Source organism: Corynebacterium sp. NML120713 (assembly GCF_001875735.1).
Taxonomy (GTDB): Bacteria; Actinomycetota; Actinomycetes; order Mycobacteriales; family Mycobacteriaceae; genus Corynebacterium; species Corynebacterium pseudogenitalium.
Genome location: NZ_MLCR01000015.1, coordinates 68,364 through 89,986, shown reverse-complemented (window position 1 = coordinate 89,986; position 21,623 = coordinate 68,364). Strand labels below are relative to the sequence as shown.

At 64.5% G+C, this 21,623-nt stretch carries 22 protein-coding genes; 20 read left to right on the top strand and 2 right to left on the bottom strand.

Going from position 1 to position 21,623, the window contains the following annotated elements:
* Window positions 1-9: 9 nt before the first annotated feature.
* The 4 genes from BJP06_RS08330 to BJP06_RS12130 are packed head-to-tail and all read left to right on the top strand — an operon-like array spanning window position 10 to window position 3,027.
* The gene (locus BJP06_RS08330; RefSeq protein ID WP_071573529.1) at window positions 10-750 is read left to right on the top strand and encodes a class I SAM-dependent methyltransferase; all 741 of its coding nucleotides are present in this window, start codon (window positions 10-12) and stop codon (window positions 748-750) included.
* Between the two features lie 27 nt (window positions 751-777).
* Window positions 778-2,754 carry a M3 family metallopeptidase gene (locus BJP06_RS08325; protein ID WP_071573528.1) on the top strand — a complete coding sequence of 659 codons (1,977 nt, stop codon included), beginning with the start codon at window positions 778-780 and terminating at the stop codon, window positions 2,752-2,754.
* Window positions 2,747-2,875, top strand: a complete 129-nt coding sequence (locus BJP06_RS12320) for a hypothetical protein (RefSeq protein ID WP_255365824.1) — start codon at window positions 2,747-2,749, stop codon at window positions 2,873-2,875. Before BJP06_RS08325 ends, BJP06_RS12320 begins: the two co-directional genes overlap by 8 nt.
* A gap of 11 nt (window positions 2,876-2,886) precedes the next feature.
* Window positions 2,887-3,027, top strand: a complete 141-nt coding sequence (locus tag BJP06_RS12130) for a hypothetical protein (protein ID WP_177224293.1) — start codon at window positions 2,887-2,889, stop codon at window positions 3,025-3,027.
* 4 nt (window positions 3,028-3,031) lie between these two features.
* Here the strand turns inward: BJP06_RS12130 and malQ are convergent, their stop codons facing one another.
* Window positions 3,032-5,170, bottom strand: a complete 2,139-nt coding sequence (gene malQ / locus BJP06_RS08320; RefSeq protein ID WP_177224292.1) for a 4-alpha-glucanotransferase — start codon at window positions 5,168-5,170, stop codon at window positions 3,032-3,034.
* 84 nt (window positions 5,171-5,254) lie between these two features.
* On the opposite strand from malQ, the gene BJP06_RS08315 reads away from it, so the two are divergent.
* The 13 genes from BJP06_RS08315 (at window position 5,255) to BJP06_RS08255 (ending at window position 18,762) form a co-directional block, all read left to right on the top strand.
* Window positions 5,255-7,093, top strand: a complete 1,839-nt coding sequence (locus BJP06_RS08315) for a long-chain fatty acid--CoA ligase (RefSeq protein WP_071573527.1) — start codon at window positions 5,255-5,257, stop codon at window positions 7,091-7,093.
* A 95-nt stretch (window positions 7,094-7,188) separates the two neighbouring features.
* Complete coding sequence (locus BJP06_RS08310) at window positions 7,189-7,857, top strand: hypothetical protein (protein WP_071573526.1); 669 nt, start codon at window positions 7,189-7,191, stop codon at window positions 7,855-7,857.
* A gap of 244 nt (window positions 7,858-8,101) precedes the next feature.
* Entirely contained in the window at window positions 8,102-9,253 is a 1,152-nt protein-coding gene (gene hemW / locus BJP06_RS08305) for a radical SAM family heme chaperone HemW (protein WP_071573525.1), read from the top strand.
* 32 nt (window positions 9,254-9,285) lie between these two features.
* Window positions 9,286-10,302 carry a heat-inducible transcriptional repressor HrcA gene (gene hrcA, locus BJP06_RS08300; protein ID WP_071573524.1) on the top strand — a complete coding sequence of 339 codons (1,017 nt, stop codon included), beginning with the start codon at window positions 9,286-9,288 and terminating at the stop codon, window positions 10,300-10,302.
* Between the two features lie 28 nt (window positions 10,303-10,330).
* A complete protein-coding gene (gene dnaJ / locus BJP06_RS08295; protein ID WP_071573523.1) occupies window positions 10,331-11,461 on the top strand; it encodes a molecular chaperone DnaJ in 1,131 nt (376 codons plus the stop codon).
* Window positions 11,462-12,181, top strand: a complete 720-nt coding sequence (locus tag BJP06_RS08290; RefSeq protein ID WP_071573522.1) for a 16S rRNA (uracil(1498)-N(3))-methyltransferase — start codon at window positions 11,462-11,464, stop codon at window positions 12,179-12,181.
* A gap of 11 nt (window positions 12,182-12,192) precedes the next feature.
* The gene (locus tag BJP06_RS08285) at window positions 12,193-13,197 is read left to right on the top strand and encodes a PhoH family protein (RefSeq protein WP_071573592.1); all 1,005 of its coding nucleotides are present in this window, start codon (window positions 12,193-12,195) and stop codon (window positions 13,195-13,197) included.
* Window positions 13,194-13,760 (top strand): rRNA maturation RNase YbeY, encoded by a 567-nt coding sequence (gene ybeY, locus BJP06_RS08280; RefSeq protein WP_071573521.1) that lies wholly within the window; start codon window positions 13,194-13,196, stop codon window positions 13,758-13,760. Before BJP06_RS08285 ends, ybeY begins: the two co-directional genes overlap by 4 nt.
* On the top strand, window positions 13,761-15,101 hold the full coding sequence (locus BJP06_RS08275; RefSeq protein WP_071573520.1) for a hemolysin family protein: 1,341 nt from the start codon (window positions 13,761-13,763) through the stop codon (window positions 15,099-15,101). It abuts the gene before it with no gap.
* A 25-nt stretch (window positions 15,102-15,126) separates the two neighbouring features.
* Complete coding sequence (gene pdxY, locus BJP06_RS08270; protein WP_071573519.1) at window positions 15,127-15,978, top strand: pyridoxal kinase PdxY; 852 nt, start codon at window positions 15,127-15,129, stop codon at window positions 15,976-15,978.
* 309 nt (window positions 15,979-16,287) lie between these two features.
* A complete protein-coding gene (era, locus tag BJP06_RS08265; protein ID WP_083433250.1) occupies window positions 16,288-17,286 on the top strand; it encodes a GTPase Era in 999 nt (332 codons plus the stop codon).
* Complete coding sequence (gene recO / locus BJP06_RS08260) at window positions 17,276-18,013, top strand: DNA repair protein RecO (protein WP_071573517.1); 738 nt, start codon at window positions 17,276-17,278, stop codon at window positions 18,011-18,013. Before era ends, recO begins: the two co-directional genes overlap by 11 nt.
* Window positions 18,014-18,021: 8 nt before the next feature.
* Window positions 18,022-18,762: an isoprenyl transferase gene (locus BJP06_RS08255; RefSeq protein ID WP_240492792.1), complete on the top strand. Its 741-nt coding sequence runs from the start codon at window positions 18,022-18,024 to the stop codon at window positions 18,760-18,762.
* Here the strand turns inward: BJP06_RS08255 and BJP06_RS08250 are convergent.
* A complete protein-coding gene (locus BJP06_RS08250; RefSeq protein WP_071573516.1) occupies window positions 18,759-19,178 on the bottom strand; it encodes a Fur family transcriptional regulator in 420 nt (139 codons plus the stop codon). The two genes, BJP06_RS08255 and BJP06_RS08250, sit on opposite strands and share 4 nt — an antisense overlap.
* Before the next feature lie 114 nt (window positions 19,179-19,292).
* On the opposite strand from BJP06_RS08250, the gene BJP06_RS08245 reads away from it, so the two are divergent.
* Genes BJP06_RS08245 through BJP06_RS08235 form a run of 3 tightly spaced genes read left to right on the top strand, consistent with a single transcriptional unit; the run spans window position 19,293 to window position 21,619 of the window.
* On the top strand, window positions 19,293-20,675 hold the full coding sequence (locus BJP06_RS08245; RefSeq protein ID WP_071573515.1) for a glycine--tRNA ligase: 1,383 nt from the start codon (window positions 19,293-19,295) through the stop codon (window positions 20,673-20,675).
* A gap of 12 nt (window positions 20,676-20,687) precedes the next feature.
* The gene (locus BJP06_RS08240; protein ID WP_071573514.1) at window positions 20,688-21,194 is read left to right on the top strand and encodes a hypothetical protein; all 507 of its coding nucleotides are present in this window, start codon (window positions 20,688-20,690) and stop codon (window positions 21,192-21,194) included.
* The gene (locus tag BJP06_RS08235) at window positions 21,194-21,619 is read left to right on the top strand and encodes a hypothetical protein (protein ID WP_071573513.1); all 426 of its coding nucleotides are present in this window, start codon (window positions 21,194-21,196) and stop codon (window positions 21,617-21,619) included. The genes BJP06_RS08240 and BJP06_RS08235 overlap by 1 nt, the downstream gene beginning before the upstream one ends.
* The last annotated feature ends 4 nt before the right edge of the window (window positions 21,620-21,623 follow it).

Sequence of the window (21,623 nt, the reverse complement as noted above, 5' to 3'; positions counted from 1 at the left end):
TTGTCCCAAATGACAGATACCCAAGCACGCATCACCGAGTACTGGGCAGGCCGGGCTGAGGCATACCACCGCGAGCACCTAACAGCAGAGCGCGCGAAGGCGGACCGTGCCGCGTGGACTGACATTTTCAAGCGGTACATGCCAGAGGATGCTGTTCGAGTGCTGGATATGGGCACAGGCGACGGCTACATTGCCCACATCATTGCGGAGCTCGGCTACGCGGTTGTTGGCGTGGATGCGTGCGAGCCGATGCTGGACGAGGCCCGCGACGAGGCTGAGCTTCGCCAAGAAGAAGGCATTAACACCCCGCTGTTCGCCGAGGTTGATGTTACGGACCTGCCCCCGTCCTTCTTCGACTTCGACGTCGTTGTGAGCCGCTACCTGCTGTGGACGCTGCGCGAGCCGACGGAGGCGATCCGTGGCTGGGCCGAGGCGCTGAAGCCTGGCGGTCTGATCATCGCAGCGGACGCGACCTGGTTCCCGAACGGGATCTCGAAGGACACGCAGGTCATCTCCGATAACGGCCCGGACTCCTTTGTGCTGACCTACACCGACGAGTTGCTCGAGGAGCTTCCACTCGCGACGGCCGACTCCCCGGAGGCATACGCAGAGGTCTTCCGCGTTGCTGGCCTGGAGGATGTCGAGGTTGTTGAGCTGCCGGAGATTGCCAAGATCGACGAGGAGTTCGGCACGCCACAGGGACACGAGTCGCGCCCGACCTTCCTGGTGATTGGCCGCAAGCCAGCCTAACTTACACCCCAAGTAGGATGGGGTGCCATGACTGACAATCCGTTGTTGCACCCGTCCGACTTGCCGTATGGACTGCCTGATTTCCAGGCGATCCGCCTTGAACACGTGCTGCCCGCTTTCGAGCGGGCGCTCGTGCTCCATGAAGAAGAAATCGCCCGTATCTGTGCCGAGGACACCCCGACGTGGGAGAACACCGTCGAGGCGCTGGAGCGCGCGGGCAGCGACTTAGAGCGAGTCTTGGCATGGTTTTTCAACCTGCAGGGCACCGACGGTTCGCCTGAGTTCGACGAGGTCGCGGACGCGATCGTGCCGCGCCTGTCTGCGCACACGGACGCGATCTACCAGAACCAAGAGCTTTATGGCCGCCTGCGTGCGGTGGAGGCCCCGGCGGACGAGGAGTCGCGCCGCCTCTACGACCTGCTGCTGCGCCGGTTCACCCGCCGTGGCGCGGAGCTCGACGAGGCAGGCAAACAGCGCCTGCGCGAGCTGAATCAGCGCCTCTCGGAGCTTTCCGAGCAGTTCGGCCGCAACCTACTCGCGGACACGACGAAGCTCGCGGTGCGCATGACCCGCGACGAGCTGGCGGGCCTCAGCGGGGAGCAGCTCGCCGCCTACCGCGACGCAGAGGACCCAGACAACCCAGACGCCTACGTCGTGCCGATCGAGCTGCCGACGACCCAGTCGCTGCAGGCCGAGCTCGAGTCCAGCAGCGCGCGCCACAAGCTGTTCGACGCCTCCCGACAGCGCGGCCGCGGCACCAACAGTGCGCTCGTGATCGAGTCGGTGCGGCTGCGCCAGGAGCGCGCGAAGCTGCTGGGCTTCGCCACGCATGCCGATTACGTCATCGCGGAGGAAACTGCGGGCAGCGCTGCCGCGGCCCACAAGCTCATCAGTGACCTCGCGCCCGCGGCCGCGTCAAACGCCGCCGCGGAACGCAAGCTGGCAGGCGAGCTGGCCGGGATGGAACTGGACGGCGCGGACTGGCCGTACTGGGAAGCGCGCCGCAGGGAGGAGGCCTTCGCGGTGAACGACGCGGAGCTGCGCAAGTACTTCCCGCTGCAGCAGGTGCTGCGCGACGGCGTTTTCTACGCTGCGAACCTGCTCTACGGCATCACGGTCACGCAGCGCGAGGATCTGCACGGCTACCGCGACGACGTGCACGTGTGGGAGGTCAAGGAGGAAGACGGCACCGGCATTGGCCTGCTGCTGACGGATTACGGGGCGCGGCCGTCGAAACGCGGGGGAGCCTGGATGAGCTCCTTCGTGGACCAGTCGACGCTGACCGGCACGAAGCCCGTCGTGGTGAACGTGATGTCGCTGACCTCCGACCTGCTGACGATCGACGAGGTCACGACCGTGTTCCACGAGTTCGGCCACGCGCTGCACGGGCTGCTGTCCAACGTGCGCTACCCAACCCTTTCGGGTACGAACGTGCCGCGCGACTGGGTGGAGTTCCCCTCCCAGATCAATGAGAACTACGCGTTCGCGCCGGAGATCATCCGTAACTACGCGCGCCACGTGGACACCGGCGAGGTCATCCCGGATGCGCTGCTGGAGGCCGTGCGCCAGTCCCGGACGTTCGGGCAGGGCTTCGCCACCGCGGAGTACCTGGCGGCCTGCGTGATTGACCTGGCGTGGCACTCGCTCGACGGCGAGGTGCCCGAGGACATTGACGCCTTCGAGCAGCGGGCACTCGAGAAGGTTGGCCTGGATGTGGAGGGCCTCGAGCCGCGCTACCGCTCAACGTGGTTTAACCACATCTTCGCGGGCGGCTACTCAGCGGGCTACTACTCCTACCTGTGGGCGGAGGCGTTGGACGCCGACGGCTACCAGTTCATCGAGGAATCCGGTATCAACCGGGACAGCGGCCAGCGGTTCCGGGACACGGTGCTCTCGGTTGGTGCCGCGCGCGATTACGCCGAGGCCTACCGCGCCTTCCGCGGCCGCGACAAGGACACGCGCGCCCTGCTGGTGCGCCGCGGACTCGAGGGCAGCGATGTTTGATTTGGCGCCGTGGCTGCAGACGCCACTGATCCTGCTGGTGGCGCTGCCGCTCGCGGGGGTGGCGTCGTGGGCGATCCTGCGTTTGAGTGACTGGATCGCGTACAAAATTTCGAAGAAGTAAGGTGGTCAACTATGGCCAACCCTGAAGAACTCCGCAGACGCGATCAGCAGCTGCCGAAGCAGAAACGCAAATACCCACAGTCCCGTGTCACACAGGCACTGTGGGTGATGATTGCGCTGGTCGTCGTCGCGGCCCTGGCCGGGCTGCTCTAGCGCGCTAGCGTTTCGACGCCTCCGCGACCCGACCGAACAGCTCGATACTCGGCAGGTCCTCGATGAGGACCGCCTTGCCGTTGTTGTCCGTCAGCGGGATGCACCAGTTGGAGTACTGCTCCGCGTTGGTACCCGGCTGGTTCTGGATGCGGGTATCGCCGACCATGTCCACCAGGTTCGTCACCGTCATCGCGGATGGGGTAGCGGCGATGAAGCGCGTCAGACCAACGAGTAGGTCCTCCACGTCGACGTCGCGGGCGAACTCCTCTGCGCTCAGGTGCGTGAACACGGTGTGCTCAAGGGAGGTGCCGTGGAAGTGGCCGTCCTCGCGCACGCGGTCAAGCACGCGGGCCTGCCACTGGTGGTCCTGCTCATTGAGCTCCTCGAGGGGCTCCTCGATGAGGCCGAGTTCGTCGCGCAGGATGTTGTGCGCGAACCGCAGGTAACCAGCGGTCGGAGGCAGGTCATGCGTGCCGACGGCCGACAACGCCAACCGGCGGTAATCCCAGGTGTGGAGAGGAGAGCCGTCGTCGTACGACTCGAACCACAACACCGTCGTGCCAAGGATGCCCTTGTCCTGCAGGACGTCCTGGACCCAAGGCTCGAACGTGCCGAGGTCTTCGCCCACCACCACGGCGTTCGCGCGCTGCGCCTCGAGCACCAGGGTGCCTACCATGGCTTCGTGGTCGTAGTTCATGTAGGTGCCGAACATCGGGGAGACGTTGCGAGGCATCCAGAACAGACGGAAAAGGCCAAGGATGTGGTCGACGCGGATGCCACCGGAGTGGCGCAGGACGGTGCGCAGCAACTCGCGCCACGGCTCGTAGCCTGCCTCGGCGAGCGCCTGCGGGTGCCATGGCGGCTGCGACCAGTCCTGGCCCTGCTGGGAGTACTGGTCTGGTGGGGCGCCGACAGAGGCCTCGGGCACGAGCACGTTGGCGAGCGTGTTGGCGTCGGCACCATCGGGGTGGATACCCACGGCGAGGTCGGTCATGATGCCGACCTTCATACCCGCGGCCAGGGCCTTGTCCTGGGCGCGGCGGCGCTGCTCATCGGCAATGAACTGCAGCCACATGTAGAAGCGGGTGAGCTCCTCCAGCTCCTCGTCGTGCTCGTGGCGCGACGGCGCGGTCTCCATCGCCTCCACGGCGCACCAGCGGGCGAACTCCTCGAGGCCTTCGCCTTCGTCGAGGCAGAACAGGTCGAAGTCGTGGGTGCGGCGCTCGTCGGCGCACGCGATGAAGAACAACTCACGAAGCACGGCAAGCTTCGTCTCGAAGATCTCGTTGCGACGCAGCGGCTCCGCACTACGGTTGCGCGCCTTCAGTGGAGCGACCATGTGCTCAATCTGGGCCTTCGCGTCCTTGTCCAACTTGTAGTACTCATCAACCGCCTCCACAGAGATGTAGATCGGGTTGACGAAGCGGCGCGACGTCGGCAGGTACGGGGAGTCCTCGATCGGCGGGATCGGCTGCGCGGCGTGCACCGGGTTGATCAGCAGGTAGTCAGCGCCCTGCTCAGCCAGCAGCACCGCGAGCGTGCCCAGGTCTTCGAAGTCGCCGATGCCCCAGGACTGCTCGGAGCGCACCGAATACAGCTGCGCCATCACGCCGAAGACCGGGTTGTCGATGTAGCGCTGGTTGCTCTCTAAACGCGCCGGGACGACCAACAGCGGGCAGGAGTCCTTGAAGTTATCGGACTCCAGGTGCAGCGTGTGGTAGCCAGGGGGCAGGTTGCCCGGCACGTGGAAGGTGGCCTCGCCCCAGACCACGCCGGCGACGTCGGCGGTTGGTGGCGCCCAGTTTTCGTCCTGGTAGGTCTCACGCGGGGTGCCGTCCTCAAGCTGGATCCAGGTATGCGCCGGGTGGCCGTCGTGCACGTGGACGTTGAAGTGGCGCTCCTGCCCGGCCGTTGCCACGACGCAGGGCGGCAGCGGGCGAGTCGCCCAGTACTGGTGCCTGGCGTGAATCAGGTGGTGCAGCTCCTCGTCGGAGGGGGCGTCGCTCATGTTGACGCCCAGGGCCTGCAGCAGCGAGATGAACGATTCCGGCGGCGGGGTGGTCATCGTACCGTTCGAAGCGCGGTAGCTCGTGCCGAACCCGTACGCGGAAGCTAACGAATGGAGTAGTTCTACGTTGGTCACATCATCCCATTCTGCCAAAGAACTGATGTTTTGCAGAGTGGAGCTCACGCAAAAGGTAGTTTCTGTCAGGTAACCTTGCCAACCATGGCTTCAGAAACGTACACAACTCCGCTCGGATTCAAGCTGAGTCCCACTGACACCTGCCTGTCGGCGCTCGTGGATATCTGCACGAAAAAGCCTCACATCGTGCTGTTTTCCCGCCCGCGTAACTACGACTGGGTCAACGTGACAGCGGGGGAGTTCCTCGAGGAGGTCTACGAAACCGCTAAGGGGCTCATCGCAAACGGCGTCGAACCCGGTGACCGCATCGCGGTGCTTTCCTCCACCCGTTATGAGTGGTCCCTCGTCGATTTCGCCATCTGGGCCGCGGGGGCAGTCAGCGTCCCGATTTACCCGTCGAGCTCCATGCACCAGATCCAGTGGATCCTCGAGGACTCCGGCGCCGAGATCGCCTTCACCGAGTCGCGCGACCACACCCAGCTGATGAGCGCCTTCCTTCTCCAGGAAGACGGCAAGCCACGCCTGAAGGACTCGAGCTCGAAGCTGCGCAAGATCTACGAGTTCAACGCCGCCGGGGTCGAAACCATCAAGTTCGAGGGCAGGGACGTTGAGCAATCGCTTGTCGACGCCCGCTCCGCCTCCCTCACCCACGACGACCTCGGCTCCATCGTGTACACCTCCGGCACCACCGGCCGCCCGAAGGGTGTGGCCTTAACCCACGGCAACTGGGCACACCAGACCTGGGCGCTGATCAAGAATGACATCGGTGAGGTGGCCCGCCCCGGCAAGCGCGTCGTTACCTTCTTGCCGCTGGCGCACGTGCTGCAGCGCGCAGTCTGCCTCGCGCTGACGATGTCGGGCGCCACCCAGTCCCACTGGGCAGACACCCACACGCTGACCGTGGAGCTGCAGCGCGCCCAGCCGAACATGGTGCTCGGCGTGCCCCGCGTCTTCGAGAAGGTCCGCAACGCGGCCTACAACAAGGCGGCGGACGGCTCCGCGATCGGCAAGGCCGCGTTCCTCGAGGCCGAAAAGGTCGCCATCGAGTACTCCAAGGCGATGGACACCCCCGAGGGCCCAAGCCGGATGCTCAAGGCGAAGCGCCGCGTCTTCGAGCGCATCGTCTACTCCAAGATCAAGGAGGCCATCGGCGGTTCCGTGAAGTACGGCATCACCGGCGGTTCCGCCATGAGCGCCGACTTGCTGCACTTCTTCCGCGGCATCGGCATCCCAATCTATGAAGGCTACGGGCTCACCGAGACCTGCGCCGCAGCCTGCGTCAATAATAAGAACGCCAACAAGATCGGCACCGTGGGACGCCCCGTCAACGGCTACCAGGTCCGCACCAACGACGACGGCGAAATCGAATTCAAGGGCCCCGGCGTCTTCGACCGCTACTGGAACAACAAAGCAGCCACCGAGGAGGCATTCACCGACGGCTGGTTCAACACCGGCGACCTCGGCGAAGTCGACGACGAAGGCTACGTGCGCATCACCGGCCGTAAGAAAGACCTCATCGTCACCGCCGGCGGCAAAAACATCTCACCGGGGCCGATGGAGGACATCATCCGCCAGGACCCGCTGATCTCCAACGCGCTCGTGGTCGGCGACGGCAAGCCGTTCGTCGGCGTGCTGGTCACCCTCGACGAGGAAGAGCTGCGGCGCTGGAAGTCCACCCACAACATCCCAGAGAACCGCAAACTCAGCGACCTCGCCGGCGACCCCGTCCTGCGCGCAGAGGTACAAGACGCCATCAACGTCGCCAACGGCACTGTTTCGCACGCCGAGGCGATCAAGAAGTTCCGCATCCTCGACCGCGACCTCAGCGAGCAGGCAAACGAGATGACGCCAACCCTCAAAGTGAAGCGCAACGTGGTGTTCGAGCGCTTCCGTGAGGACATCGACAAGCTCTACGAGCGCTAAGCCCCGGCGCGCCTCGACCCGTGGGGCGCGCCCATGGCTTAACATTTCCATCGACTTTTGTTCCGCATTTCCTGTGAGCCAGAAGGGGGCTATTCGTGCACAAAACTGCCGCGATGTTGCGCCACCGTGAACTGACACAGGAGATCTACAACATCGGCGACGAGGTCGCTGAATACACGGAACACCTCGCCGAAGCAATCGCAGACTACGACGGCGAACTTACCGACGACTGCCTCGCCGAGTTCGTCGAAATCGTCGACGACGCCCGCAACGACGCCCGCCGCATCGTCGGCGAGCTCATCGGGCTGCGCCAAGCGCTGACCACCGGGATGCGCGCCGGGGTGCTCTCTGCCTCCTACCGGCCAGAGGAGAAGATCCCCGAGCCCGAGTTTCTCGACGCCGACGGCCTCGAAGACCTCTTCCCACTCCAGGCGCCGTTCTCCGTGCAGACCATGCAGGACGCTCTCGTCGGCCGCACGGACCTGACGGTGCAGCACCTCGGCGAAATCGTGCAGTACACGCTCGAGCAGACCGAGATGGTCGCCAGGGAGTTGGGGGCCGTGAGCCTGCCGCACCTCTACGCGAGGGTCGGGGAGCTGGTGGAGGCCGCCGTCGACGGCTGGATGGAGACCGTCTGCATCGACCACCCCGCGTTCGTACGAACGATGCGCGGTGTCGCCCCGCCGCAGTTCCTCGAGGAGCGCGCCCGGGTGGATGCCATCGTGGCGAAGGTGGCCGCGAAGCGCCGCCGCCGCGGGGCGTAGGTTCAAAAGGGCGGACCCGGAGCCCCGACGCCCTCCTGCCGCCTCCTGCACGCAAAAAGTTCCCGGCACAATAGTGATCGCAGGAACTTTCTTCGTTGACACACGTCGTGAACTGGGGGAATGCAAGTGCTGGTCGACCGGAATCGCCCCCGAAAGCGAAATCGTTCCCGGGCTCGGGAACAATTTCAGCTGGGCGCCGTGTGTAATTCGCAAACCGGCGTCCGGTCTGCTGCAATTGCGAGGTATGAACACAGCGCAGCAATCACAGCCCGACTTTGGCGTCTATATTCACGTGCCGTTTTGCGCAACGCGGTGTGGGTACTGTGACTTCAATACCTATACGCCGACGGAGGTGGAGAGCTCGCACGCGGAGTACCTGGTGGCGTTGGAAAAGGAGCTGCAGCTGGCGGCGCAGCAGCCGGGCGTGGCTGAGGCGAGCACGGTGTTTATCGGGGGAGGGACGCCCTCGCTGTTGGGGGCGGATGGACTGAGCAGGGTGTTGTCGATGGTGCGGGACACCTTCGGCATCCAGGCGGGGGCGGAGGTGACGACGGAGTCGAACCCGGAGTCGACGGATCCGGCCTACTTCGCGGGGCTGCTGGAGCACGGCTTTACGAGGGTGTCGTTGGGGATGCAGTCGGCGTCGGCGTCGGTGCTCAAGGTGTTGGACCGGAAGCACACGCCGGGGAGGGCGGTCGCGGCGGCCAAGGAGGCCCTCGACGCCGGCTTCGAGCACGTGAATCTGGACATGATTTACGGCACGCCGACGGAAACGGACGATGATGTCCGTCGCACCCTCGACGCCATCCTGTCGACGGGCGTTGACCATGTGAGTGCTTATTCGCTGATCGTGGAGGATGGTACCGCCATGGCGCGCAAGGTCCGTCGTGGTGAGCTGCCCGCCCCGCAGGAGGACGTGTACGCGGATCGCTACGAGATGATCGCCGCCACCCTGGAGACGGCTGGTTTTGGCTGGTATGAGGTGTCGAACTGGGCGCGGCTGGGCGGGGAGTGCCAGCACAACCTGTTGTACTGGCGTGGTGCGCACTGGTGGGGCGCGGGTCCGGGGGCGCACTCGTTTATTGGGGATCGCAGGTTTTGGAACGTGAAGCGGCCGGAGCGCTACAACCAGATGCTCGCCGAAGGCACGCTGCCCATGGAGGGCGGGGAGACGCTCACGCCGCAGGAGCGGCACGAGGAGCAGGTGATGCTGGGGCTGCGCCTGAAAGAAGGCGTGCCTCGGGGCATGATTGGTGAGGGGGCGGAGGGGGTCGTCGAGAAGTATGTGGCGGCGGGTCTGCTGACTGCGGGCGAGCGCGTGGCTGTGACTGATGCTGGGCGCTTGTTGGCGGACGGGATCGTGACGGACATTTTGGCTGCCGAGGAGGCAGAGTAGTATGAGCTAGCAGTCGACGAAGGAGAGTGCTAATGAGTGCAGCGAATGATCGCAGACAGCGGGTGCTGCGCGCAATCGTCGCCGACTATATTGCGCGGCAGGAACCCGTCGGATCGAAGATGCTGGTGGAGCGCCACGGACTGAAGGTCAGTTCGGCGACCATCCGCAACGACATGAGCGTGCTGGAGCGCGAGGGCTACATCACGCAGACGCACGCGTCCTCGGGGCGCATCCCGACGGAGGCGGGGTACCGCGCGTTTGTCGACGCCCTCCACGACGTCAAACCGCTTTCCACCGCGGAGCGCCACGCCATTTTGGACTTCCTTGAGCACGGCGTGGACATGGAGGACGTGCTGCGTCGCAGCGTGCAGCTGCTGGCCCAGCTGACGAACCAGGCGGCGGTGGTGCAGCTGCCGACGCTGAACGTGTCTCGCGTGAAGCACTGTGAGGTGGTGGCGCTGGCCTCAACGCGGCTGCTGCTGGTGCTGATTACGGACACCGGGCGCGTGGATCAGCGTAACGTGGAGCTCGCTGCGCCGCTGGGTACCGACGGGGTGTTCCTGCTGCGGGACCTGCTCAATACGGTGCTGGTGGGCAAGACGATGCGGGATGCCGCCGCCGCGCTGAAGATGCTGCACGCGCAGGCGCCACCGGTCATTGCCGATGCGGTGGAGCGGGCGACGGCAGTGCTCATCGAGACGTTGGTGGAAACCACGACCGATCGGCTGCTCATCGCGGGTGCCGGGAACTTGAGTGTGAACCGGATGGTGGACCTGCACAGCGTGATCGAGGCGCTGGAGCAGCAGGTCATTGTGCTGAAGCTGTTGGCGAACGCGCAGCAGCTGGAGCACGTCTCGGTCAGTATTGGCAACGAGAATGAGGAAAAGGAATTTTCTCAGGCCTCCATTGTTAGTACTGCATATGGAGCCGGTGATGAAGCGCTGGGCGGCCTTGGGGTGGTCGGTCCGACACATATGGACTATCCGGGTACCATGCAAAAGGTTGCCACCGTGGCTCAGTACATCAGTCGCATTTTGCGGGGCGAATAACTTCGAAGTGTTGAAAGGGAACTAACTAGTGGCTCGTGATTATTACGGCATCCTCGGCGTTGACCGAGAGGCGACCGAGCAGGAAATTAAGAGGGCGTACCGGAAACTCGCCCGAAAGTACCACCCGGATGTGAACCCGTCTGAGGAGGCCGCGGAGAAGTTCGCCGAGATTTCGTTGGCGCAGGAGGTGCTGCTGGACCCGGCGAAGCGCAGCATCGTGGATCGCGGCGGGGACCCGATGGAGCAAGGCGGCATGGGTGGTGCCGGTGGCGGCGGCTTTGGGGGTTTCGGAGATATTTTCGACGCCTTCTTCGGCGGCGGCGGGCGCAACCACGAGCCGCGCTCGCGTGTTCAGCCGGGCAGCGACGCGCTGCTGCGCACCCAGATCACCTTGGAAGATGCCTACGCGGGCGTGACCAAGGAAGTCACCGTGGACACCGCGGTGCTGTGTCAGAAGTGCCACGGCACCGGCTCCGAGTCTGAGGCGAAGCCCGTGCAGTGTGATTACTGTGCAGGCCAGGGCGTGGTGCAGGAAGTGCAGCAGTCCTTCCTGGGCAACGTGATGACCACGCACGACTGCCCGAAGTGCCACGGCTACGGCGAAGTGATCCAGGATCCGTGCCGCCAGTGCGCCGGCGACGGCCGCGTGCGCGCCACCCGCGACCTGAAGGTGAAGATCCCGGCGGGTATCGCCAACGGGATGCGCATCCGCATGGCGGGGCAGGGCGAGGTCGGCCACGGTGGCGGCCCCGCCGGCGACCTCTACGTGGAGGTACAGACCGCGCCACACAAGATTTTCGTGCGCGACGGCAACGACTTGCACCTGCGCCTGAACGTGCCGATGTACGACGCCGCGCTGGGCACCAGCATCGACGTCGAAAACCTTGCCGGTGACACGACCACCATCGAGATCCCGGCCGGCACCCAGCCCGGCGACGAGGTCCGCCTCGAGGGCGAGGGCATGCCACGCCTGCGCGCCGAGGGCCACGGCGACATGATCGCCCACATCCAGGTCGTCGTGCCGACGCACCTCAGTGGCGAGGAGCGCCGCAGCCTCGAGCAGCTTCGCGACGCCCGCGGCGACGCCACCGGCGTCCACCACGACGACGAGCGCGACGAAGGCTTCTTCTCCCGCATGCGCGACAGGTTCCGCCGCTAAATGAGCGTCCCGTACTTCCTCACCCCGAACCCCGCCAGCGGCACCCTCGACGGCGACGAGGCGAAGCACGCCTTCGTCAAACGCATCGAGCCCGGCGAGCGCATCGCGCTGACCGACGGCGCCGGCACCGTCGCGGACGTCATTGTCCGCCACAGCGACAAGCAGCAGCTGCGCGGCGACGTCACTGAGGTACGCACCGTGCCCGCGCCCGAGCAGCGCGTCACCCTGGTGCAGGCAGTGCCGAAGTCGGAACGCGCGGAGATCGCCGTCGACCTCGCCGTGCAAGGAGGTGTCGACGCCATCGTCCCCTGGATCTCGCACCGCACCATCGCGCGCTGGCCCGCCGCCAAGCAGGCCAAACAGGTGGAGAAGTGGCAGCACCAGGCGATCGCGTCCGCGAAGCAGGCGCGCCGGGCATGGGTGCCGCAGGTCGCAGATCCGGTGACCACGAACCAGCTGAAGGACCTGCTTGCCGAGGTGGGCGAAGGGGGCGTCGAAAAGCAGGCGTTGGTGCTGCACGAAGACGCGGCCGTGCCGCTGACCACCGTCGAGTTCGGGCGGGACATCTGGCTCATCGTGGGCCCCGAGGGAGGCATCGGCGAGGATGAGCTCGAGCTCATCGGCGCCCGCGCTGTCACCCTCGGGCCGGAAGTGTTACGCACCGCCAGCGCCGGTTTTGCCGCACTATGCGCAATCGGTGCGCTGACGACGCGCTGGTAGGGTTAGGCGACATGGAACCTTTGGTCACGCGCAACATTGAGCTTGACTCTGTATACACGCAGGACGTGCTCGGTATTAATGACACGAACCTGCGGGTGCTCAACCAACACCTCGGCGCCGACGTGCACGCGCGCGGCAACGCGGTGACCGTGCGGGGCCCGGCCGTGGTGGTCGCGCACGCGCTGCGGGTGCTCGACGAGCTCGAGTCGATGGCGCGGCGCGGCGTCCCGATCACCCCGGATACTGTCACGCACGCGATTTCGCTGATGGAGGTGGAGTCGCCGGAGTCGGTGGCGGAGCTGCTCGGCGCGGAGATCATCTCGCGGCGCGGCAAGGTCATCCGGCCGAAGACGGCAGGCCAGCGGGCCTACGTCGACGCGATCGACGACAACACGATCACATTCGGCATTGGGCCTGCGGGCTCCGGTAAGACGTACCTGGCCGTGGCGAAGGCCGTGCAGGCGCTGCACAATAAAGAGGTCAAGCGCATCATTTTGACCCGCCCCGCCGTCGAGGCAGGGGAGAAGCTCGGCTTCCTGCCGGGCACCCTGAGTGACAAGATCGACCCCTACCTGCGGCCGCTCTACGACGCGCTGCGCGACATGATGGACCCGGAAGCCATCCCGAAGCTCATCGAGGCCGGCATCATTGAGGTCGCCCCGCTGGCGTACATGCGCGGGCGTACCCTCTCGGACGCGTTCGTCATCCTCGACGAGGCCCAGAACACCTCCGGATCCCAGATGAAGATGTTCCTCACCCGCCTCGGCTTCGGGTCGAAGATGGTGGTCACTGGCGATATTTCCCAGGTTGACCTTCCACGAGGCACGGTCTCCGGCCTGCGCGTCGCCCGCCGCATCCTCGGCGACATCGAGGGCATTTCCTTCCAGGACCTGCGCGCAGAAGACGTCGTGCGCCACCACCTGATCTCCCGGATCGTCGCGGCCTACGACGAGCACGACGCGCGCAACGCCGCACGCTACGAACGAAAACAACGCGAAGAAGAGGCAAGACAGTGAGTATTGAAGTCCTCAACGAATCGGGGGAGGCGGACGTCAACGAGGAAATGCTCGTCGATGTCTGCTCCTTCGCCCTGCAAGCCATGGATGTGCACCCAGACACGGAAGCCACCATCACGCTTGTCGACGAAGCCACCATGGCTGACCTCCACGTTCGGTGGATGGATCTGGAAGGGCCCACGGACGTCATGAGCTTCCCGATGGACGAGCTCACCCCAGGCGGCGGACGCCCGGACGCGTCCCCGTTCGGCGCGGCGATGCTCGGCGACATCATCCTGTGCCCGGCCTTCGACCGCAAGCAGGCGGAGATGGCAGGCCACAACCTCGGCCACGAGCTCGCCCTGCTCACCGTCCACGGTGTGCTGCACCTGCTCGGCTACGACCACGTCATGCCGGACGAGGAACGCGAGATGTTCTCGCTGCAAAACGAACTGCTCGCGGACTGGTACGACTCGCTGGCGGCACGCGGCATCGAGTACCAGCCTAAGCCGACCGGCGCCCATGCTTTTCCCTCAGCCGCCGACCGCGAGGAGCTCGATCGCATGATGAAGGGCCGCGACTAAATGGAGTTCACCGTTGCCTACGGCCTCGTCGCCGTGCTCGCGCTGCTGCTTTCCGGCCTGTTCGGATCGGTCGAATCGGCGCTGACCCCGATTTCGCGCGCGCGCGTCGAGACCATGGTCAAGGACGAAGTCTCAGGTGCCAAGGCGCTCGCCCGGGTTGTCGACGCCCGCGCCAACCAAATCAACATGCTGGTCATGCTGCGCACCGTCCTCGACGCCGTTGCAGCCGTCTTCGCCGCCATGCTGGCGATGGATCTGATCCCCTCCGACGCGTGGGCGATCATCGCCGCCGTCGCGTCGGTTACGCTGCTGCAGTTCAGTATCATCGGCGTATTTGCGCGCACCGCTGGGCGCCGCAACCCCTACACGATCTCGCTGAAGGCCGCGCCGTGGCTGGTCATCGTCAACCGTGTCCTCGGGCCGGTGTCGCGCCTGCTTATCTGGGTGGGCAACCTGTTCCACCCCGGCGAAGACTTCCGCGACGGCCCGTACTCCACCGAAGTGGAGCTGCGCGAGATGGTCGACATCGCCCAGGAGAAAGGTGTGGTGGAAACCACCGAGGGTCGCATGATCCAAAACATCTTCGACCTTGCCACCACCCACGCCCGCCAAATCATGGTGCCGCGCCCCGAGATGATCTGGATCGAGGGGGAGAAGACCGCCCGCCAGGCAACCACACTGATGGTGCGCTCCGGGCACTCACGCGTGCCTGTGATCGGGGAGAACGTCGACGAGATTGTGGGCGTCGCATATCTGAAGGATATGTTCGGCCCTAGTGGCACCCCGGTCGCGCCGGACACGGTGCTGTCTACCCTGATGCGCGAGCCACTGTTCATCCCGGACTCCAAGCCGCTCGACGTGCTGCTGCAGGACATGCAGCGGGTGAACACGCACATCGCCATCGTGATCGATGAGTTCGGCAACGTCGCCGGCCTGCTCACAATGGAGGACCTCCTGGAGGAAATCGTCGGCGAAATCACCGACGAATACGACGACGACGAGGACGCCCCAATCGAGTTCGTCGCAGAGCGCACCCTGCGCGCGCAGGCACGCCTGCCGCTCGACGACCTCGTCGACTTCCTTGCCGACCACCTCGACTACGAGCTCACCTTCGAAGAGGACGTCACCGACTCCGTCGATACCGTGGCAGGCCTGCTGTCCTACGACCTGGGCCGCGTCCCACTGCCCGGCTCCGCCATCGTCCACGACGGCCTGCGCTACACCGCCGAAGGCGGCCGCGACCGGCGCGGACGCATCAAGACCCGCAGCGTACTCATCGAGGTCCCCGAGCCCGCTGATGAATCCACGGAAAATTCAGACGGGGGTTCTGAAGACAAGTAGCCGACAGGTTTGTACGCTTATCCCCATGAGCAATATTTTGTCGATCCAGTCCGCCGTCTCCTACGGCCACGTAGGCAACTCCGCCGCCGTCTTCCCGCTGCAGCGCATCGGCCACGAAGTGTGGCCCGTCTACACCGTCAACTACTCCAACCACACCGGCTACGGCTCCTGGAAAGGCCCAATGATCCCTGCCACGGAGGTCGCGGCCATCATTGACGGTATCGAGGAGCGCGGGGCCCTCCCGCGTGTCGACGCCATCCTCTCCGGCTACCAAGGCGGCGACGACATTGCCGACGTCATCATCGACACCGTCGCCCGCGTCAAGGCCGTCAACCCCGACGCCATCTACGCCTGCGACCCAGTCATGGGCAGCGCCAAATCCGGCTGCTTCGTCTCCGACAACATCCCACCCCTCCTGCGCGACCGCGTCGTCCCCGTCGCCGACCTCATCACCCCCAACCAGTTCGAGCTCGGCTACCTCGTTGAACAAGACGTCACTGACCTGGACTCCACCCTCCGCGCCGTCGACGCCGCCCGCGAGATGGGCCCGTCTACCGTCCTGGTCACCTCGGTTGAGCGCGCCGATGCCCCCGCCGACACCATCGAAATGATCGCCGTCGACGACCACGGCAAGTGGATCGTGCGCACCCCACGCCTGCCATTCAAGCGCAACGGCTCCGGCGACGTCACCGCGGCCCTGTTCACCGGCCACTACCTGCGCGGCGGCAACGCCGCCGACGCCCTGGCCAAAACCGCCAGCTCCGTCTACGACCTGCTCAAGCGCACCTACGACGCCGACTCCGCCGAGCTCCTGCTCGTCGAGTCCCAGGACGCCTACGCCAACCCGCAGCTGCAGTTCGAGGTCGAGGCGCTCTAGCCGGTTCCGCCGACCTTTGCGTTGGCTGTCCGACTATCTGGCTGTCCAGCCTGAAAAAGTTCCCACGCTCGGGAACAACTTTGTGTCTAGGTAGGTTCCCGTCGAGCGGCTCCGACGTTTGGCCAGGTCGCGACGGATGTCTACGAAAAAAGTTCCCAAGGTCAGCGGAATCGGGGAACTTTTCTGAAGGGACCGGGTGTCGCGTCGGGCCCGTCGCGCGCTTTTAATACCTCGACCGGAACGCAAACAGCAGCGGCGCGAACAGCTGCAACGCAGCACCTGCAAGCGCGCAGGGTAGACTTCTGCACCATGAGCGAAAACTTCCCGGAGTTCCCGGACCTGTCCAACGCACCAGCAGAAACAAACGCAAATGCGAGCACCCCCGACTACGCGGGCTTCACACAGACCCCGGAGGGCTTCCGGTCGGGCTTTGTGAGCTTTGTGGGCAGGCCGAATACGGGCAAGTCGACGCTGATGAATGCGTTGGTGGGGGAGAAGATCGCGATTATGGCGGATCAGCCGGAGACGACGCGTCGGCCGATTCGTGGGGTGGTGAATCGGGAGGATGCGCAGGTGATTGTGGTGGATACGCCGGGGGTGCACCGGCCGAGGACGTTGTTGGGGCAGCGGCTGAATGAGATCGTGAAGGATACGTACCAGGATGTGGACGTGATTGGGTTTACGGTGCCTGCGGATGAGAAGTTGGGGCCGGGGGATCGCTACATTTTGGAGGAGATTCGGGCGGCGAAGCCGAAGACGCCGATTGTGGGCATCGTGACGAAGTTGGATAAGGTGCCGAAGGACGTGGTGGGGGAGCGTCTGTTGGAGATGCACGAGTACTTGGGTAAGGACGTGGAGTTGGTGCCGGTGTCTGCGAAGGACCGGGTGCAGCTGGACGTGCTGATGGATGTGTTGGTGAGCAAGCTTCCGGAGGGGCCGCGGTTTTATCCGGTTGATCAGGTGACGGATGAGGGCGTCGAGGCGCGGATTGAGGAGTTGATCCGTGAGGAGGCGCTGAGTGGTTTGCGTGAGGAGCTGCCGCACTCGGTGGCGGTGCAGATTGATGAGATGCATCCGGATCCGGAGCGCCCGGATCGGATGATGATTTACGCGGTGATGTTTTTGGAGCGTCCTGGTCAGAAGCGGATTATCGAGGGGCCTGGCGGGCGTCGTTTGAGTGGGATTGTGCACCGTTCGCGGAAGCAGATTATGGAGCTTGTGGGTCAGAACGTGTACCTGGATGTGCGTTTGAAGGTGTTGAAGAACTGGCAGGAGGACCCGAAGGCGTTGGGGCGTCTTGGCTTCTAGGAGAGGTCGCGGGGCGGGGAGGCCGTCGTGGCGTGATCGTGCGTTTGTGGTGCGCACGTACGATTTCGGGGAGGCGGATCGCGTTGTTGTGTTGTTGACGCGCGATCATGGCTTGGTGCGGGGTGTGGCGAAGGGGGTGCGCAAGGCGCGGTCGCGGTTCGGGTCGCGCTTGCAGCCGTTCGTCGAGGTGGATGTGCAGGTTTATCCGGGCAGAGGCTTATCGACGATCACTAGCGCCGATACCGTCGCGTTTTATGGTCACGCGATCATTGATGACTTCGATAGGTACGCGGCGGGTTGCGCGATGTTGGAGGCTGCCGAGAAGCTGTCCTTTGATCAGGGGGATCCGGAGTTATTTGCGCTGCTGCAGGAGGGCTTCGAGCGTCTGCAGTCGCCGACGCACCCGACCTTGGTGTTGGACGCGTTCTTGTTGAAGGCGGCGGCGCACGCGGGCTGGAAGATGAGCCTGTTTAACTGCGCGAACTGCCAGACGCCGGGGCCGCATAAGGCGTTTCACGCGGCGGCTGGCGGCGCGGTGTGCACGCTGTGCAGGCCGCCGGGGGCGATGGATGTGGACCCGGAGGTGCTGCATTCGATGTGGCTGTTGGAGCATGACCATGTGTGTTCGGAGGAGTTCGCGGAGCAGGTGCACCGGGCGACGTCTGCTCACCTGCAGTTTTATTTGGGGGCGGGGTTAACAAGTTTGCGAGTGATGAAGCAGGCATAATGTTTCCCATGAGCAGACCGCAGATTTCCCCGGAGTTTATTCCTCGTCATATCGCGTTAGTGATGGACGGTAACGGTAGGTGGGCACAGGAGCGCGGCATGAAGCGCACGGAGGGCCACAAGCGCGGTGAGGCGGTGCTGCTGGACTGCGTGGATGCCTGCATTGAGATGGGGTCGGTGGAGTGGCTGTCGGCGTATGCGTTCTCGACGGAGAACTGGCGCCGCGCTGCCTCGGAGGTGCGCTTCATCATGGGCTTTTCGCGCGATGTGTTGCACCGCCAGCGCGAGGAGCTGCACGAGAAGAACGTGCGCATCGTGTGGGCGGGGCGTCGCCCGCGCCTGTGGCGCTCGGTGCTACGCGAGCTCGAGGCGGCCGAGGAGCTCACGCAGGACAACACGGGGCTCACACTTGCGATGTGCATTAATTACGGTGGTCGCGCCGAGATTATCGACGGCGCCCGCCAGCTGGCCAAGGACGCTCGGGACGGCAAGATTGCGCCTGGGGATATTACGGAGAAGACGTTCGCGAAGTACATGTACCGCCCGGATATGCCGGACGTGGACCTGTTTTTGCGGCCGAGTGGGGAGAAGCGGACGTCGAACTTTTTGCTGTGGCAGTCGGCGTACGCGGAGATGGTCTACCAGGACAAGCTCTTCCCGGACTTCACCAAGGACGACATGTTCGACGCCGTCTACGAGTATGCGAAGCGGGACAGGAGGTTCGGAGGGGCCGTCGATAAGTTTGATTAGGCCTGGCAGGTGCTGCAGATGCCGTAGATTTCTGCTTCGTGGGCGACGAGTGTGAAGCCGTGCTCTTTGGCGGTGGCCTCAGCCCAGGACTCGACGGGGCCGCCTTCGATCTCCTCGCTGGTGCCGCACTTGACGCACACGAGGTGATGGTGGTGGTGGTGCTCGGTGAGGCAGTGTCGGTAGAGGGTTTCGCCCTCTGGGCTTTGGATGACGTCGACGGCGCCGATTTCTGCGAGCCCCTGCAACGTGCGGTAGACGGTGGTGAGACCGACTTGCTCGTCGCGGTCGATCAGCGCTGCGTGGATGTCTTTGGCGGGGCTGAACTTGTCAATGTCTTTCAGCGCGTCCACGACGGCCTGGCGCTGGCGGGTCATGCGCGGGCCGAGTTTCCTGACGGGGTTATTCGAGCTTGGCATAGTGCGTTCCAGAGTAGCGGACGGCGCCAATGTGGTGGGGTAGATGCTAAGTGTCTGGGTGATTGGCTACACTAAGCGGGTAGTTTTTGCATCACCCATCTATGAGGAGTGTTCATGTCAGCCAGCAAGATCGATACCGTTGTTAACCTTTGCAAGCGCCGTGGCCTTGTGTACCCGGCCGGTGAAATTTACGGCGGTACGCGTTCTGCATGGGACTACGGTCCGCTCGGCGTCGAGCTGAAGGAAAACATTAAACGCCAGTGGTGGAAGCACATGGTGCAGTCCCGCAAGGACACTGTCGGCGTGGATACGTCGATTATTCTGCCGCGTCAGGTGTGGGAGGCTTCGGGCCACGTGGAGGTGTTCACGGACCCGCTGGTGGAGTCGCTGTACACCAACAAGCGCTACCGCGCTGACCACCTGCTGGAGGCCTACGAGGAGAAGCACGGCCACCCGCCAGTAAACGGTTTGGCTGACATCAAGGACCCGGAGACGGGCCAGCCGGGCAACTGGACTGAGCCGCGTGAGTTCTCGGGCCTGATGAAGACGTACCTCGGCCCGGTCGACGACAAGGAGGGCCTGCACTACATGCGCCCGGAGACGGCGCAGGGCATCTTCGTGAACTTTAAGAATGTGATGACGTCCGCGCGTCTGAAGCCGCCGTTCGGCATCGCCAACATTGGTAAGTCCTTCCGCAACGAGATCACGCCGGGCAACTTCATTTTCCGTACCCGCGAGTTTGAGCAGATGGAGATGGAGTTCTTCGTCAAGCCGGGTGAGGATGAAGAGTGGCACCAGTACTGGATTGATAACCGCCTGCAGTGGTACATCGACCTGGGCATTAACCCGGATAACCTGCGTCTGTACGAGCACCCGAAGGAGAAGCTGTCGCACTACTCGAAGCGCACTGTCGACATCGAGTACGCCTACAACTTCACCGGCTCCAAGTGGGGCGAGCTCGAGGGCATCGCGAACCGCACGGACTACGACCTGCGCACGCACTCTGAGAAGTCCGGCGAGGACCTGTCCTACTTCGACCAGGCAGAAAACGAGCGCTGGACGCCGTACTGCATCGAGCCAGCAGCAGGTCTTGGCCGCGCGCTGATGGCCTTCCTTGTCGACGCCTACCACGAGGAAGAAGCCCCGAACGCCAAAGGTGGCACGGATACCCGCGTGGTGCTGAAGCTAGATCGTCGCCTGGCGCCGGTGAAGGTTGCCGTGCTGCCACTGTCCAAGAAACCGGAGTTGGCTGAGCCGGCTGAGGAGCTCGCCGCGAAGCTGCGCCAGCACTGGAACGTGGACTACGACACCTCTGGTGCGATCGGCCGCCGCTACCGCCGCCAGGACGAGACCGGTACGCCGTTCTGCGTGACCTTCGACTTCGATTCGCTTGAGGACGGCGCCGTGACCGTCCGCGAGCGCGACACGATGGAGCAGGAGCGCGTCAAGATCGACGAGCTCGAGGCATACCTGGCGACCCGCCTGATCGGCTGCTAGGAGGCACGCACCATGCATTACGTAAGCTGGGACCGCACGCAGCGCGACGCCCCGAAGCTGCTGGCTGAGGCCGGCCCGGAGGTGCTCGGCGAGTTCACGCACGAGTCCGCAACGGTGGGCGGGCAGCAGTGGGACCTGCTGGTCGCGCCGGAGTCCGGTGCGGTGGCGACGTGCAACGGTGAGAAAGTAGTGGAAGCTACCGCTTCCTTGGCGCGCGCGAAGGAGATCCCGGCGCACATCGGGGAGCGTTCCTACGTGCTTGTCAACGAGTGGGGCAAGAACTGGGTGGTCAACGACGCGGCTGGTGAGAAGGTTGCGCAGTTCACCCAGGACCACAACGGCGTGCGCAAGGCGATCCTCGAGTTCGAGGGCGAAACCACCCTGCCCGCCACCGACGTTGCGGGCCTGGCATGGGTGAGCCGCGAGGTCCTGGAGGCGAAGAAGCTCGGGATTTCGAATGCGCTGATCGGCACGCTGTTGCTGTTCTCGGGGATCATCGTGCTGGTGATGTTCCTCTAATGACCACGTGGTGGTGGCGCGGTGCGGCGCTCGAAGGATGCGATGCAACGGTGGCAACCGTTGAGGGCGCCACGATCACCGCGGACGTCCACCGCATCACGATGGTGTCGACGTCCCCCGCCTCATTACGCGGAGTCGACGAGCGCGGCCAGCGCTATCTGCTGCGCAAGGCCAGCCTGACCGTGGCGCGCTACGCCGCCGAGTGCGGCAGCAGACCGTACACGGTGCGCCGGACACGGGGGCGCCGCCGCGACATTATCGACGCCCGCGGTATCACCGTCGCAACAACAAACGGCCACCTCAACGGGGAGCTAGAGGTGACCGTTCTGGGGGACTGCGCTTCCGAGGCGCTTGTGGGGGACCTGCTGTTTATGACGTGGGCGCTCACGTACGTGGATACGCCCACGCGCAGGCTGCGCTACTAGCCGG